Below are 13870 nucleotides of genomic sequence, written 5' to 3' on the forward strand. Positions count from 1 at the left end.
CGGTTCGCCTCGACGATCTGCAGCGGAAACAGCGAGCTAGCCGTGATCAGTGCCACGAGGTCATCCGGATAAAGTGCGATGCGCGCGACAAGCGTCTCGAGTTCGTCCTCCGTCAAGGCCTGAGGCGCCGCTGCTGTTTCGGCGGTACTCGGTGCCGGCGCGGCGGCTGAAGCAGAAGCGGGTGCGGGCGCTGGCTGCTGCGCGTAGGCAGTCGGTAGCTCTGTCGGAATGACGAGCCAGGACACCGCCGCCAGCCAAGTTGCACACCAAGCAAGAAACCTTGTCATGATCGCACCTTTTCTTTCTTTGGTGGAAGACGGATCACCGTCTCCACTGGACGTCTGGGCAGCCTCGCTTGCACCCGCAGAAAATGCAGCCGCCGGTCGAGCGAAAAATACTTGCGGATGCGGAGGCCCCTCGCAACTCCATGAAGACAGGCTAGCAGCAATCAGCTCCGGCCGCACGTACGTTACGGTAAATTACGGGAGCCGATCTATGCCCGTCATGGCTGTCCAATGTGGAGAATTGCTGTCGACGTGCAGTTGGAATGCAAATTCATGCCGATCGTGCGAAATAGCGCGCTCGTGATCGCCGGACGAGCTAGTCAGATCGGGTTGATCAAGCAGTCACGGGCGCTACGATGAACTGTCATGTGTCACAGCGATCTAAGTCATCGCTGATGGGCGCGGAAACGGAAGTTGAACAGCGCCGAATGTTCGAACCACGGTGGCCCGCCTTCTTGTGAGGCCACGGGAGGTGAGATCAGCTATCGCCGCTACTCAAACGGCCGCGCAGATCCTCAGCAAGGAACTTTTGGTTTTCGAGCAGACGCTCATAGAGAACGAGCATCTCCGGCGTAATGTCCTCCCAGGACCCACCAGCGAATCTGGCCTGATGCTGCACCTCGCCCGTTTGGATCCGGGAAATGCGTTGCGAGAGATCTTCTATCATCGCGGCGCATTCTGCGAGGCGCTCGACGATCGTCGCGCCCATGTCTCCCTCCATGAAACATGCATGCTGCTGAACTGAACAACGAGCGCTGCCGAAATGCAAGCGGCTATCGGGTTGGTTCCCAACCCCGTCGTGTATTGGGACATGGTCCAATCCTGGGCCGGACTTTGTCTTCAAATGGCCGACCGGGCGTGGGGAAGCCACTGAAGCCAGAGACCGCTTCGACCCCAAGGCGAAATGGCGGTCGAGAACGGAAAGTGGTATGGGGCGGGATCGCAACCCGGTTCCGCTGATATGGCTGACGAACACCAGGCGACCCATACCACAAAAGCAAAGGAACCCGTGCGGCGATATCTCCTGGCGTCTGTACTGGCTATGGTTTGGGCGGTGAGCGTTCCGGTGCAATCCGTTGCGCAATCCTTGCCCCTGCCGGAGTTCCCAGAGGTGGAATTCGGCTCACGCAAGATATTCCTGATGCTTTTTTTGATGCTCGGCCCAATTAAGATACTGGTGCCATTCAAGGTCCTTGCGGGCAGCTACGAGCCCAGCGTTCGGCGACAATTAGCCACCAGAGCGATCCTGTTCTCCGCGGCGGCGCTCGCCATCGCCGGATTTCTCGGACGCACCATGCTTGAAAATCTGGAGATTTCGTTGCCGGTGCTGGCGATGACGGGCGGCATTATCTTGTTCATGGTGGCTTTGCGAACCGTTTTGCAGCCGACCGCGGACCCAATGATACGGCCAACGGAGCAGGGCCAGATAGACTTGAAATTTGCTCTGGCACCGTTGGCGTTTCCAACAATTGTGACGCCCTATGGTATAGCTGCCGTCATCGTCTTCGCTACGTTGGCGGGTGACCGGCAAGCGGAAGGCGTCACCGTGGCAGCGATCGTATTGCTGATCCTGACGCTTGACTGGCTGGCCATGATGTTTGCTGAATCCATCCTCAGATGGATCGGAACGTCATTGCAGGTTTTGGCGGTTGTGCTCGGGGTTACCCAAGCCGCTCTGGGACTGCAGATCATTCTGCATAGTCTAAGCATGATTGCTTGGTAACCGCCGCATTCTCACTAGGGAAGTTTGCACGCCTCGAATGTCCGCCCTGGCGCTCGGTGGCTTGATTACTTCAGTGGCACACGCGATGGCGAAGGAGTGTTTGCTCATGCCACAGTTGACCACACCCTCAGATTACATTTGCCCCAGTGGCAAGGCGAGAACCTCGCCGAGTATTACGTCAGCTCGCGCTTGCTGTCGTGGCTTCCGCCGAGATCTCAGGGCCCCGAGGAAACAATCGACGTTTCGTCGCCTGGTGAGGCGGAACTGCCCCTGGAGGATGGAATTGTCGCTAAGAGCGCTTTGCTGCAACAAGCCCGGTCAGCGCGGTCCGCGATCGAAAAGCACGCACCGGATCGCATCCTTACAATCGGAGGCGACTGTCTCGTCGATCTGGCCCCAATCGCGTATCTCAACAAGCGATACGGTGGGGACGTCGGAGTGCTCTGGATAGATGCACATCCAGATATCCAGACGCTGAAGGACACCGGTCACGCGCACGCGCAGGTGCTCGGTATGCTCCTTGGCGAGGGCCGACCGCGATTTCGTCGGCGAGGTTGATATCCCTGTTCGACCGTCCCAGGTCACGTATGCGGGGCTGGACGAGTGGTCTGCTAATGAGCAGAAGGTCATTGATCGCCTGAACCTCCGACACACATCCTCGCGTAAGTTGTACGGCGACAGTAACGCAATCCTGAAGTGGATTGCGGACGAGGACATCAAGCAGCTTGCAGTGCATCTCGACGTCGATGCGATCCTGCCCGGCCGTTTCCCGCCAATTCTTTTCAATAAACCGGGTACTGATAAAACGTTTCTATCCGGTGTCCCCAGGGGGCGCCTGGAACCTGAGCACGTGGTGCGGCTCCTTCGGGATGTGTCAGCTGCTTGCGAAATCGTGGGGATGGCCATCACCGAATACATTTCCTGGGATGCGATCGAAACCAGAAAACTTCTGAGCCAACTCCCGCTGGTCTAGCCGGGACCGATACATCGATCCAGTCATGAGACTAAGCCGATGGCAACGGACATGGAGCTACCTCCCAGATGTCGCGGGCATATTCGGCGATCGTGCGATCGCTCGAGAACCTTCCTGAAGCCGCGATGTTCATGATCGCCTTGCGGCTCCAAGCTTCCGGATTCCGATAGAGTGATTGAAGATTGGAATCTGCATCCATGTAGGAGGTGAAATCGGCCAAATGCATGTAAGTATCGCCACCGACCAGAAGTATGTTGCGCAGCGCGTCGGTGACTGCCGGCTCATTTCGCGAGAATTCGCCTGAGAAGATCAGGTCGAGGACAGCGCGTATCTCTGGCTCGTTCTCATAGTGCCAGCCGGGGCTATACCAGCAGCGGCTGTTTGCAACTTGGTCTGCGGTCAGCCCAAACAGGAAGAAATTTTCTTCGCCCGCGGCCTCGGCCATTTCGATCGTTGCGCCGTCACGCGTGCCGATGGTCAACGCCCCGTTCATCATGAACTTCATGTTGCTCGTGCCGCTTGCCTCGTATCCCGCCATTGATATCTGGTTGGATACGTCGCTGGCAGGAATGAGCTGCTCGGCGAGTGACACGCAGTAGTCGGGCAGGAATAGTAGCCGAAGGCGACCCCGCACCAACGGATCGCGGTCGATCGTGGCGGCAAGATTGTTCAAGAACTTTATAATCAGTTTGGCAGCGTGGTAGGCAGGAGCCGCCTTTCCTGCAAAGATGAAGGTGCGTGGCGGCATATCGAGACTAGGATTCTGCCGCAGCCGATGGTAGAGGGCGACGACTCGCAGCCCATTCAGGAGCTGTCGCTTGTATTCGTGGATGCGCTTCACCTGGCTATCGAAAATCGTGTCAGGATCAACCAGAACTCCCGCCTGCGCCTTGAGCCAATCGGCAAAACGGACTTTGGCCTTGCGTTTTGCGGTTTGGACGGCGGAAATGAACCCGCTGTCATCGGCAAGCGACCTCAGACGTTCGAGGTCCGTCGCGTTCGCTATCCAGCGGTCGCCGATAGCTTCGGAGATGCATTCGGCAAGACCCGGATTTGACAGCAATAGCCAACGGCGTGGCGTGACGCCGTTTGTCTTGTTGTTGAAACGGTCAGGATAGAGTTCTGCGAGGTCGCTCACGGTGACGTTTCGGAGCAGCTTCGAGTGTATCTCCGCGACACCGTTCGTGCTGTGGGAGCCGGCTATTGCGAGGTGAGCCATCCGCACCAGGTGATTGCCTTGCTCGACAATGGCTATACGCTCGATGCGGCCATTGTCGCCCGGCCAGCGAGTTTGCACCTCTTCCCGCAAGCGGCGATCGATTTCCAGGATGATTTCCAAGTGCCGTGGAAGCATCAACTCAAACCAGCGCACCGGCCACTTTTCCAGCGCTTCCGGGAGGAGGGTGTGGTTTGTGTAGGCAAGGGTCCTTTTCGTGAGGTCCCATGAACGCTCCCAGTCAAGTTTTGCCGTATCCAGGAGGATGTGCATGAGCTCCGCAACGGCGAGACTCGGATGGGTGTCATTGAGCTGGATAGCCACCTTCGTCGGCAGATCGTCCCAATTACTGTTGCTTTTTTGGAAGCGTCGAACCAGGTCGGCCAATGAGCACGCTACAAGGAAATATTCCTGCACGAAGCGAAGGCCCTGTCCCATGCTGGTGGAATCGTCCGGATAAAGAACACGTGTCACGGTTTCCGCTGTCAGCCGTTCGGCCAGTGCGCCAACAAAGTCACCTGCGCTGAATTCCTGGAAATCGAATACGTGGGGAGTTGCGGAAGCCCATAGCCGCAACGTGTTTATCGTTTTTCCGCCGTAGCCGACGACAGGCCTGTCGTAAGGGATTCCGAGCAAGCTTGAAGGCACGCCGGCGATCGCTCTCAGGCTTCCCCCGCGCACTTCGAACGAACATCCAAGCTCGACCGGCACGGCCAAGTGAGGTCGGGCAACTTCCCAGGGATCAGGCCTGCGCAACCAATTGTCCGGTTGTTCGCGTTGCCAGCCATCGACAATCGACTGTTTGAATATCCCGTACTCGTAGCGCAAGCCATAGCCCATTCCAGGCAATTGCATCGTCGCCATGGACTCGAGAAAGCATGCTGCCAAGCGTCCAAGACCACCATTGCCGAGCCCGGCGTCGGGCTCTTCGGAAAGCAAGGCCAATTCGTCCAGCTGATGTCTTTGAAAGAAGCGATCCGCAAGAGGGCCTAGCCCCAGGTTGACAACGTTGTTGTTAAGGGAACGACCGATCAAGAACTCCATCGAGAGATAATAGACCCGCTTGGGGTTCTCGCGATCATAGACCTCTTCTGTCTTTTCCCAGCGCTGGGAAAGAATATCCCGAACGGACCGTGCGACTGCCTCATACCGCTCGCGGTTTCCTATCTCGCTCGATGCCCGCACGTTGTCGAACAGAAGATGACGTTCGTACAACGCGTTGCTGCTGCCACTTAGCTTGAGGGGGCCGCAATCATATTGCGGGGGAATGGAGTCCGTCGCCTCCAATTCAGGAGCTTGGGCTGATGTTTCCTGGTCGTCTGCCATTCCATGCCTCCGAACCTGCCGGTCACGATCTTCGGGATTGGTTTACGAGCCATCGCAGTGCCATGCCGTCTTTCACGCGCTCAAAGGTCGAGCTAACGGTCCCGCGTGTTGCATGAAGAGGCGCTTTAGCAGGGCGGGTGCCGGGTTGATGGTGCCTGAAACCAACAGCGCAGTGAAGTATGTTACCGTAAACGACGCACGTAACGACACTGGTGAGGCTGCGGCGGCAAGCTCTAGGGCCGGGCCGCTGGGATCCAAAGTAGACATCATGATTGGCGGTCTAATTTCAAGAGTGTCGTAAAATCGTCCGGGCGACACGCCATGGGCCGTTCGAGACCATGAAAGCGCCGCGATCCGATAGGAGTCTTTGCCCGTAGCGACTCAGGGGAGGAGCACGCACATGCTTTCAAGGAGCGATTGGACCTTTGGTCTGGAAATCTGGCTGCCTGACTTTCCGCAACCCATCGATATCAAAGGAACTGGCGAAGCTTCCGCATTACTAGCTGACAAGTGGCCGGTAACCTTTGGGCCGGCATTTGAGCGTGCGCTTGCCGTTTGCGCGGCAGTTATGGAAGGGTTGCTCCCGGCAGACGATGCAAAGCTGGCCCTCATTGATGCGGCCGAAGAAGTCGGAATTTCCTGGATGGACCGGATCTATTATGTTCCCGATCGTCCGGATGGTCTGACGAAATCGCCACCTGCCGGGCAGGTTCACTAGCGCCGATGTCGGCTCAATCTTAAGCCGTCCTAGAGGCGAACGAAAAGAAGTACGTCACACGTTGCTGCCTGTGGATCCTCGCAGCTAGAACCGCTGCGCCGCCGCCGGCTTGTTTCCGGTAATTGCATCGATCCGATCGAGCACGTCGGAAGTCAACTTGTCCCTATGCGAAAGGGCCGCAAGATTGTCCTCCAATTGACTCGTGCGCGACGCGCCAACGATGACAGTTGAGACATTCTTGTTGGCCAGACACCACAGCAGAGCAAGGTGCGTGATCGAGATCCCGATCTCGTCTGCGAGCTTCGCCAACTCGCGGACTTTCGCGATCTGGGCGCGGCCAGCGTCGCTCGATAGCTTCTCCTTCAGCCACTCGTATCCGGGAAGGTTCATTCGGCTGTCAGCCGGCACGCCGTCGTTATATTTGCCGGTGAGGACGCCTGATGCAAGCGGCGACCAGATCGTGGTTCCGAGACCGAGAAGGTCGTAGAGCGGCCGATAATCGGCTTCCACCTTCTGGCGCTCGAAGATGTTGTATTGGGGTTGCTCCATCGTCGGCGGCGTGATGCGAAGATCCCGCGCGACGGCGTAAGCCTCGGTTAACTGCTGCGCCGACCATTCCGAGGTTCCCCAGTAAAGGATCTTCCCCTGCGCCACGAGATCGTGCATCGCCCGAACGGTCTCCTCGATCGGCGTATCGATATCCGGCCGGTGGCAGAAATAGAGGTCCAGGTATTCGACCTGCAGCCGCTTGAGCGCGGCGTGGGCAGCATCGGTTACGTGCTTGCGCGACAGCCCGCGTTGCGTCGGCTTCTCCCCGCCCCAGAACACCTTGCTGGAGACGATGAAGCTATCGCGGCTCCAGCCGAGCGTCTTGAGCGCTTCGCCCATCACAAGTTCGGATTTTCCACTCTCGTAGCCTTCGGCATTGTCGAAGAAGTTCACCCCCTTGTCATAAGCGAGCTTCATTAGGCTGACCGCATCGCCGCCATCAACCTGCTTGCCAAAGGTGACCCATGATCCGAAGGAGAATTCGCTGACTTTCAGGCCCGATTTGCCGAGACGACGATATTCCATAACGAACCTCCTACGAATGTTTACAATCAGCCGAGCAGCTGTTCGTAGCGAACCTAGCCCTATCCCGCTTGGGCGCAAGGCCAAAAACGAGAACGCGGAGCCGAGCATTTCCTCAGCCTTCGGGTTCCTGCTTGCTGTCCTTAGCCAGGCAGCCGAGACTCGCCAACTGATTGGGAAGGTTTACCGCAAAGGGACGGCAGCGTTCTGTTTTGGTTCTGCAGGATCTTCACTACCGCCGATCATCCCTGAAAATGTTGTCCGGCCGCAATATGCCCTCTCTTAGGTTCGTGACGGGTGGACCCAGCGGACTTTCGTTCATCGCAAAACGCCGCCCGCAATCTTGAGGTCTTCGGTATCAAGCGCTTCGTCAAACTTATCCAAGATCGGCTGAAGCAGCGCTCCCGCATCGCTTATGCGACCCTCAGCCGCTAAGAAACGAGCCAAGTCGGTCGCGGCACGCAATTCCCAGCCGCGGGCACCCATGTTCCGGATTGTGTCGAGGGCCTGCAGCAGGCACGTGTGCACCTCATCTGACGCCGACATCGACAACAACAGGTTCGCCTTTACACGCAGAAGTTCCGGCATATAGCAGAGATCGCCGTTGGCCTTGACTCTCCTCGCAAGCGCAGGCCGGGTGCTACGACCGCCGCGAAGCCGACATGCTGCGCCGCTCCCCATCTTCTGAGTGAGCTCCGACGGATCTCCGGGAGGCAGGAAGCATACGGTGATTATGCCGCTTGGCGGATGGGTGTCATCCTTCTATCGCCAATTCTCCCGAGACACGCAGACATCTAAATCAATTGCACCGACGCCGCTGGCGTTGGACGGACCGAGGGATCGGCCGTCGCAATCGAAAGGATGCAATCATGAGCAGTCATCAGAAGGTAGCCATCATCACCGGCGCGTCCCAAGGCATCGGCGAGGGCCTCGTCCGTGGATACCGGGAAAAGGGCTACAACGTCGTAGCTACCTCGCGTTCCATCAAGGCTGGTTCCGATGCCGGCGTTCACGCTGTCGCCGGCGACATTTCGAAGGTCGAGACCGCTGAGCGCGTCGTTCGCGAAGCCATTGAGCGCTTCGGCCGCATCGACACTCTCGTCAACAACGCCGGCGTGTTCACAGCCAAGCCGTTCGTCGACTTCACGCAGGAAGACTACGATCTGAACTTCGCCGTGAACGTCGCTGGCTTCTTTCATATCACGCAGCGCGCCGCAAAGGAGATGCTGAAGCAGGGATCCGGTCACATCGTCTCGATCACCACAAGCCTCGTCAACCAGCCGATCGCTGGCGTCCCCGCGGCCCTTGCTTCGCTGACGAAAGGCGGTCTGAATGCCGTCACCAAGGGACTCGCGCTTGAGTATGCCAAGACCGGGGTTCGGGTGAACGCCGTATCGCCCGGCATCATCAAGACCCCCATGCACGCCCCTGAAACGCATGAGTTCCTTTCGGCCCTGCACCCGATCGGCCACATGGGCGCGATCAGCGACATCGTAGACGCCGTTCTCTACCTCGAGAACGCCAGCTTTGTGACCGGCGAGATCCTGCACGTGGACGGCGGTCAGAACGCCGGTCGCTGGTAACACGCCTTCGGACCGAACGGCCTGACGCAAGTGCGTCAGGTCTCCCAGACGACAACGATTGGAACAACGATGGAACTGGTACTGGCCGCAGACCCGATGTGCTCGTGGTGCTATGGGTTCGGAAAGGAAATGGAACTGCTGCTCGAACGGCGCCCGGAAGCCTCTCTGCAGATCATACTTGGCGGTCTCCGCGCCGGCGCGACCGACGTTCTCGACGATGTCGGAAAGCAATTCAGGCTGCATCACTGGGCTAGGGTCGAAGAGGCAAGCGGTCTTCCGTTCAATCGTGAAGGGCTGCTGGCGAGACAAGGGTTCGTCTACGATACCGAACCGATTTGCCGCGCGGTCGTCGCCGCTCGCATCCTGCGTCCGGAAGCCAACCTTCTCAAGGTCTTCAGGGCGTTTCAGCATGCCTTCTACGTCGACGCGCTTGATACCACCGATGGCGTCGTCCTCGCAAAAGTCGGAAGCAGTGCCCTGACGACTTTGGGCCACCCCACAACTGCTGAAGAGTTCCTGGAGACGTGGAAGCGAGGCAGCACGATCGCGGAAGCGGCGACCGACTTCGCCACCGCCCGAGCAATGAGCGTTTCGAGCTTCCCGACACTTTTCGTTAGGAAGGATGCCGGGCTGGCCAGGGTTGGCTCGGGGTATGCACACGTCGACGCGCTCGAGCAGCACCTGTCGGCGCTGGGCTTTTGAAGGCAGACGGACAATTGGAAAGTACCAAACGATGCCTATTGTAAACGTGCAGGTCCCTCGTGAAGGAACTGCGCCGGGGCGCCAGTCGGTTACGGAGGAAGAGAAGGCCCGCCTCATTGCGGGCGTGAGCCAGGTGCTGCTCGAGGTCCTCAACAAGCCGCTCGAATCCACTTACGTGGTGATCGAAGAAGTGGACCTCGACAACTGGGGATGGGGCGGGCTGCCGACCGCGGAATATCGAAAGCTCGCCGCCGCCAAGGGCACCTAGTCCGCTTGGGGGCGGCAAGCGCGCAGTTTGATCGTGTCAATCCGGAAGATCGGCCCCTGCTTGCTCGGCAAGCATGTATGCGGCGTACCAATCGGGCCAGTCATCGTCATGCTTGCCCCCGTTTCGCTTCTCATGCTCGCCGTGGGCAGCCGCAGCGCGCCGAAGGGCTGCTGCCAGATCGCTGCCGGAGGTGAACGTCGCGCCGTTGGCCTCTTTTCGACCCGGTAGCCTCGTCGTAATCTCCTGGAGGAGCCATCCGTTGCCGTCCGGGTCGCTAAAGGATGCGAACGATCCATAGCTGGCGCGCGAAGGGTGTGGGCCGGGCAGCCGTCCATCGGTGTTCTTGTGGTGGAAGACGCCGCCGACGTCGTGGAAGACGCCGCTCATTTCAGCACCATGTGAGGCCAGTGCCGCGTGAGCCATCTCAATGTCCGATACGATAAGATGCAGTCCCTGAGCGGAACCCGGCGCCGCGGATGTGACGTTCGATCCGAAGATCACCGAGCAGGGAGATCCCGGCGGCGTGACTTGAACGACGCGGAAGCCGTCCTTGCCGGGCACGTCGGCGTCGAGACGCCATCCAAGTCCCGTATAGAATGCCTTGGCGCGGTCGATGTCCGAAACTGGGATCACGACGACCTCCAGTTTCATGTCGGCATCCTTCACTGTCTTTGTCGCGGTCGTGCTACGCTCCTGAATGGTCATCTTGTCATCCCTCGGTAAAATTGCCGCGGGGAACTTCCCGCGACCAGGCACACGATGCGCTCGCCTCGGGGGACCGTCCATTATCCAATGGTGTCGCCGCCAACGCCCCCATTGACTCTGGCATCCAGCGGGTGAGGAACGGGAGGAGTAAGACGGTTCAAATCGACAATTGAGTGTCGGTCTCCCTCTCGCTCATCATCCAGAGGCGCTCAGCAGAAGCAGGATCTACCGCATAAGGCGCGACTTTCGACGTTCGCCGGTCCCGCCCATCGAGCGAGGTGACGATGGACCCGTCCTCGAGAAGCGCTATGTCCGAATTCGCGCAGAACACGCCCCCGAGGCCGGCGAGCTGAGGGCTGACTGCGCACCAAACATGGGTTGCCGCACCTTGCGGAATCGATTTCATGTCCCTGTCAGGATCGATGACAGGCACACCCTTCTCGTCGAGATTTCCCATTTCCTTCAGGCGTTCGGTCGAGATGTGCTTCGCCAGACCAGTCACGATACCGCCGGGGTGTAACGAGAACGCGCGGATCCCGAAGTCGCGCCCTCGGCGATCAAGTTCGATAGCAAAGAGGATGTTGGCTGTCTTCGACTGTCCGTACGCGCTCCAGCCATCATATGGGCGGCGCTCGAAATTGAAGTCGTCCCAGACGATGTCGGAAAAGCGGTGACCCATTGAGGAGACCGAAACGACGCGCGCGCCTCTAGCTCGAACCAATGCAGGCCACAGGCGGAGCGTGAGCTGAAAATGACCGAGGTGGTTGGTCGAGAACTGCAGCTCGTTGCCTCGGGAGTCGCGGCTCAGTTCCGGCAGCGCCATGATGCCCGCGCTGTTGACGAGAATGTGCAACGGAAGCCCCGACCGGACGATGTCACAGCTAAAGGCGTCGATCGAGGCTGGATCGGTGAGGTCCATCGGCCGGACTTCGATCCCGCCACCAATCTCCGCGATAGCACGTCGCGCGCGATCTACGTCTCGCGCCGGGACGATCACCCGGGCTCCAGCCGACGCCAGCGTCCGCGCGGCTTCTAGCCCAAGGCCCGCATAGCCGCCTGTCACGATCGCCAACTTTCCGGTGAGGTCGATACCGGCGATGATGTCGAGCGTCGTGCTGGAGGCATGGAAGCCGGATCCGAGTGGCGTCTGCGTCGTAGGCATTTGGTGAGTTCCTTTCGGTGACTGTTCGCCCTTGGATATGCTCTCCGATTGCCGTACTTTGAATATTCAGAAGTTCCAGTTTCTTTCGCCAAAGTTCAAAATGACACGCGATCCGCTATCACATACCCTCAAGGTCTTTGACGCTCGTACGATCTATGCCGGCGGCTTTATTGGTGGCGGCGACTGGGCCATCCGTTTCGAACCACCGCGCAAGATCAAGTTCTTCGTTGTCGGTCGCGGGCACTGTTTCCTTGCCCTTGACGGCACAGTCGCAAGATTCCGGCTCGAGGCCGGCGACATCTTCATCTTGACGCGTGACGTCGGGTTTGTGGTCGCGAGCGATCTGGCGCTTGCTCCGCAGCCGGCGGCCGAGATCTTCAGGGGCGCCGGGAAGTCCATCATTCCAGTCGGGCAGGGCGACGACTTCCTGCTTCTCGGAGGTCATATCGATACACACCATGTCGGCGGACGCCTGATGATCGAAAGCCTGCCGGATTTTGTTCATCTTCCGGCGGCCGAAAGTGGAGCGAGCCGACTTGGAGCATTGATCGGCGAACTCGTCGAAGAGGCGGCAGGCGGCGCTCCAGGGGCCGAAATGGCGTGTTCAAGTCTAGCCCATTTGCTGCTCATCCAGATCCTACGTCGGCACCTTTCATCAGGAGACCAGGTTCGTCCCGGCTGGCTTCGCGCCGCCTGCGATCCAAAACTCGCCCCAGCGCTCAACCTCATGCACGGCGACATTGCCCGTTCCTGGACGCTTCCTGAACTCGCCCGTGCGGCGGGAATGTCTCGGACGGCTTTCGCGGTTCACTTTCGTAAAGTGACCGGAATCCCGCCGCTCAACTATCTGACTGAATGGCGAATGCTCCAGGCCGAACGCGCGCTTCGCCAGGAGGGCAGTTCTATCGCCAGGGTTGCGGCCTCAGTCGGATATGGTTCCGAGGCGGCCTTCAGCACCGCTTTCAAGCGCGTGATGGGCGTATCGCCTCGACGTGGAGGCCGACTTTATCTCGTCGAGGAAGCGGCGCACGCTTCCTGATTTTGTTTGCCCGTGCTCGCACGAATCATGTGAGGTGTCCGTGCGATTTGCCATGGACTGTACGGACACTTGTTTACCTATTTGTCGGCCAAAGTCCCTGTGTAGTGGCCAAGTCTGGCCTCGATGTCCGGATTGGTCTGCAGGCCCATGTCCATCAGCTTGCCAATGTTCTTCTGTGCGACCGGGCGCTGTACGGAGGTGATGAACGCGTCCCACCCGGCACCGATCTCGGGGTTGGACGGCAGGCTTGCATAGTCGACGAGACGTTTGGTGTCGGCAATCGCCTGCCGGTCGAAGCCGGAGATGCGAGTGGCGAGGGCGTCTACGAACGGGTCAAGCTTGTCGTCGGGGAACGACCGGTTGACGTAACCGTACTCCTCGGCGAGATCGCCATTGATGTCGTCGGAGCCGAGCAGAACCTCAAGCGCTCGGCCCCGGCCCATCAGACGGGGAAGCCGGGCCATAGGACCACCACCGGGTACGAAGCCTGCGCCGACCTCCCATTGGGAAAGGATTGCCTTCTCCCGGCTCGCAAAGCGCATGTCGCTGGCCAGCGCAAGTTCGCTACCGACCCCCGTTGCGCGTCCGCGTATCAGTGCGATGGACACCACTGGCGCCTTGCTGATGCGAACCAGCATGTCCGGAAGCGGATGAAGTCCCGTCGTCCCTGATGGCAGGCTGGTGGATTCGGAAAGCTTGGGCGTGAAGTTGTAGTGGGTCAGGAAAAAGCCCGGCACCGCACTGTCGAAGACAACGACGCGCAAATCGGGATCCGACTCGATCTCGGCGGCGACCTTCTCCATCTGCGGAATGGTCTCCGGCCCGAAGATGTTGAAGGGCGGGTTGTCGAAGGTCACCCGCCAGTACGCCGGGGTTCTTTTGTCGACCTTGATCTGTGTCTGCTCGCTTGCAGGCTGAGCTTGCTCGCCCGCCGGACGGGCCGTCTTTTCGGCGACGCCCGCCTGGCCGGAAAGCGCAAGGGCGGGCAGCATCAGAAGGGCGGTGGCCGTCAGAAACTTCGACGAGACAATGACGACGTTCCTCGCATCCGTTGGCTTGATCTTCATGACTTACTCCATCGTTCAGATTGGAAGAGAAAG

Annotated in this window: 16 protein-coding genes; 8 read left to right on the forward strand and 8 right to left on the reverse strand. The window is 59.1% G+C overall.

What is annotated here, in order from left to right:
- Positions 1-287 (reverse strand): DUF3300 domain-containing protein (locus IB244_RS21715; RefSeq protein WP_192305530.1); only part of this gene is annotated, 287 nt, incomplete at its 3' end.
- Between the two features lie 475 nt (positions 288-762).
- Positions 763-993, reverse strand: coding sequence for a hypothetical protein (locus IB244_RS21720; RefSeq protein ID WP_192242223.1), 231 nt, complete (start codon positions 991-993; stop codon positions 763-765).
- A 195-nt stretch (positions 994-1188) separates the two neighbouring features.
- On the opposite strand from IB244_RS21720, the gene IB244_RS21725 reads away from it, so the two are divergent.
- The 3 genes from IB244_RS21725 (at position 1189) to IB244_RS21735 (ending at position 2980) form a co-directional block, all read left to right on the forward strand.
- Positions 1189-2007, forward strand: a complete 819-nt coding sequence (locus tag IB244_RS21725; protein ID WP_169684011.1) for a MarC family protein — start codon at positions 1189-1191, stop codon at positions 2005-2007.
- A 96-nt stretch (positions 2008-2103) separates the two neighbouring features.
- Positions 2104-2565: an arginase family protein gene (locus IB244_RS33180; protein WP_409564079.1), complete on the forward strand. Its 462-nt coding sequence runs from the start codon at positions 2104-2106 to the stop codon at positions 2563-2565.
- On the forward strand, positions 2528-2980 hold the full coding sequence (locus IB244_RS21735; protein ID WP_192305532.1) for a hypothetical protein: 453 nt from the start codon (positions 2528-2530) through the stop codon (positions 2978-2980). The genes IB244_RS33180 and IB244_RS21735 overlap by 38 nt, the downstream gene beginning before the upstream one ends.
- 31 nt (positions 2981-3011) lie before the next feature.
- Here IB244_RS21735 and IB244_RS21740 read toward each other — a convergent pair whose 3' ends face one another.
- Positions 3012-5522, reverse strand: coding sequence for a glycogen/starch/alpha-glucan phosphorylase (locus IB244_RS21740; protein ID WP_192305534.1), 2511 nt, complete (start codon positions 5520-5522; stop codon positions 3012-3014).
- Between the two features lie 400 nt (positions 5523-5922).
- Here IB244_RS21740 and IB244_RS21745 point away from each other — a divergent pair, with 400 nt between their 5' ends.
- Entirely contained in the window at positions 5923-6240 is a 318-nt protein-coding gene (locus tag IB244_RS21745) for a DUF982 domain-containing protein (protein ID WP_018855092.1), read from the forward strand.
- Positions 6241-6324: 84 nt separating this feature from the next.
- Here the strand turns inward: IB244_RS21745 and IB244_RS21750 are convergent, their stop codons facing one another.
- Both IB244_RS21750 and IB244_RS21755 read right to left on the reverse strand, forming a co-directional pair.
- A complete protein-coding gene (locus tag IB244_RS21750) occupies positions 6325-7314 on the reverse strand; it encodes a potassium channel beta subunit family protein (protein WP_192305536.1) in 990 nt (329 codons plus the stop codon).
- A gap of 315 nt (positions 7315-7629) precedes the next feature.
- Positions 7630-7899 carry a hypothetical protein gene (locus tag IB244_RS21755; RefSeq protein ID WP_018855090.1) on the reverse strand — a complete coding sequence of 90 codons (270 nt, stop codon included), beginning with the start codon at positions 7897-7899 and terminating at the stop codon, positions 7630-7632.
- A gap of 281 nt (positions 7900-8180) precedes the next feature.
- On the opposite strand from IB244_RS21755, the gene IB244_RS21760 reads away from it, so the two are divergent.
- The 3 genes from IB244_RS21760 (at position 8181) to IB244_RS21770 (ending at position 9864) form a co-directional block, all read left to right on the forward strand.
- Entirely contained in the window at positions 8181-8894 is a 714-nt protein-coding gene (locus IB244_RS21760) for an SDR family NAD(P)-dependent oxidoreductase (RefSeq protein ID WP_018855089.1), read from the forward strand.
- Positions 8895-8963: 69 nt separating this feature from the next.
- On the forward strand, positions 8964-9596 hold the full coding sequence (locus tag IB244_RS21765) for a DsbA family protein (RefSeq protein ID WP_192305538.1): 633 nt from the start codon (positions 8964-8966) through the stop codon (positions 9594-9596).
- Between the two features lie 31 nt (positions 9597-9627).
- A complete protein-coding gene (locus tag IB244_RS21770) occupies positions 9628-9864 on the forward strand; it encodes a tautomerase family protein (RefSeq protein ID WP_192305540.1) in 237 nt (78 codons plus the stop codon).
- A gap of 36 nt (positions 9865-9900) precedes the next feature.
- Here the strand turns inward: IB244_RS21770 and IB244_RS21775 are convergent, their stop codons facing one another.
- Together IB244_RS21775 and IB244_RS21780 are read right to left on the reverse strand one after the other, a co-directional pair.
- Positions 9901-10569 (reverse strand): VOC family protein, encoded by a 669-nt coding sequence (locus IB244_RS21775; RefSeq protein WP_018855086.1) that lies wholly within the window; start codon positions 10567-10569, stop codon positions 9901-9903.
- A 157-nt stretch (positions 10570-10726) separates the two neighbouring features.
- Positions 10727-11731, reverse strand: a complete 1005-nt coding sequence (locus IB244_RS21780; RefSeq protein WP_192305542.1) for an SDR family NAD(P)-dependent oxidoreductase — start codon at positions 11729-11731, stop codon at positions 10727-10729.
- Positions 11732-11831: 100 nt separating this feature from the next.
- Between IB244_RS21780 and IB244_RS21785 the strand changes: the two genes are divergently transcribed.
- Positions 11832-12770: an AraC family transcriptional regulator gene (locus IB244_RS21785; protein ID WP_192305544.1), complete on the forward strand. Its 939-nt coding sequence runs from the start codon at positions 11832-11834 to the stop codon at positions 12768-12770.
- A 77-nt stretch (positions 12771-12847) separates the two neighbouring features.
- Here the strand turns inward: IB244_RS21785 and IB244_RS21790 are convergent, their stop codons facing one another.
- Positions 12848-13837: an enoyl-CoA hydratase/isomerase family protein gene (locus tag IB244_RS21790; protein ID WP_169684017.1), complete on the reverse strand. Its 990-nt coding sequence runs from the start codon at positions 13835-13837 to the stop codon at positions 12848-12850.
- Positions 13838-13870 lie beyond the last annotated feature (33 nt).

Origin of the sequence: Rhizobium sp. RHZ02 (genome assembly GCF_014851575.1) — a bacterium.
Lineage (GTDB): Bacteria > Pseudomonadota > Alphaproteobacteria > Rhizobiales > Rhizobiaceae > Rhizobium > Rhizobium altiplani.

Coding starts and splice junctions, on each gene's coding strand:
- IB244_RS21725 (WP_169684011.1), top strand. CDS start 1,189: ATGGCGGTCGAGAACGGAAAGTGGTATGGGGCGGGATCGCAACCCGGT.
- IB244_RS21740 (WP_192305534.1), bottom strand. CDS start 5,522: ATGGCAGACGACCAGGAAACATCAGCCCAAGCTCCTGAATTGGAGGCG.
- IB244_RS21770 (WP_192305540.1), top strand. CDS start 9,628: ATGCCTATTGTAAACGTGCAGGTCCCTCGTGAAGGAACTGCGCCGGGG.
- IB244_RS21775 (WP_018855086.1), bottom strand. CDS start 10,569: ATGACCATTCAGGAGCGTAGCACGACCGCGACAAAGACAGTGAAGGAT.
- IB244_RS21765 (WP_192305538.1), top strand. CDS start 8,964: ATGGAACTGGTACTGGCCGCAGACCCGATGTGCTCGTGGTGCTATGGG.
- IB244_RS21750 (WP_192305536.1), bottom strand. CDS start 7,314: ATGGAATATCGTCGTCTCGGCAAATCGGGCCTGAAAGTCAGCGAATTC.
- IB244_RS21755 (WP_018855090.1), bottom strand. CDS start 7,899: ATGCCGGAACTTCTGCGTGTAAAGGCGAACCTGTTGTTGTCGATGTCG.
- IB244_RS21720 (WP_192242223.1), bottom strand. CDS start 993: ATGGGCGCGACGATCGTCGAGCGCCTCGCAGAATGCGCCGCGATGATA.
- IB244_RS21785 (WP_192305544.1), top strand. CDS start 11,832: ATGACACGCGATCCGCTATCACATACCCTCAAGGTCTTTGACGCTCGT.
- IB244_RS21790 (WP_169684017.1), bottom strand. CDS start 13,837: ATGAAGATCAAGCCAACGGATGCGAGGAACGTCGTCATTGTCTCGTCG.
- IB244_RS21780 (WP_192305542.1), bottom strand. CDS start 11,731: ATGCCTACGACGCAGACGCCACTCGGATCCGGCTTCCATGCCTCCAGC.
- IB244_RS21760 (WP_018855089.1), top strand. CDS start 8,181: ATGAGCAGTCATCAGAAGGTAGCCATCATCACCGGCGCGTCCCAAGGC.
- IB244_RS21745 (WP_018855092.1), top strand. CDS start 5,923: ATGCTTTCAAGGAGCGATTGGACCTTTGGTCTGGAAATCTGGCTGCCT.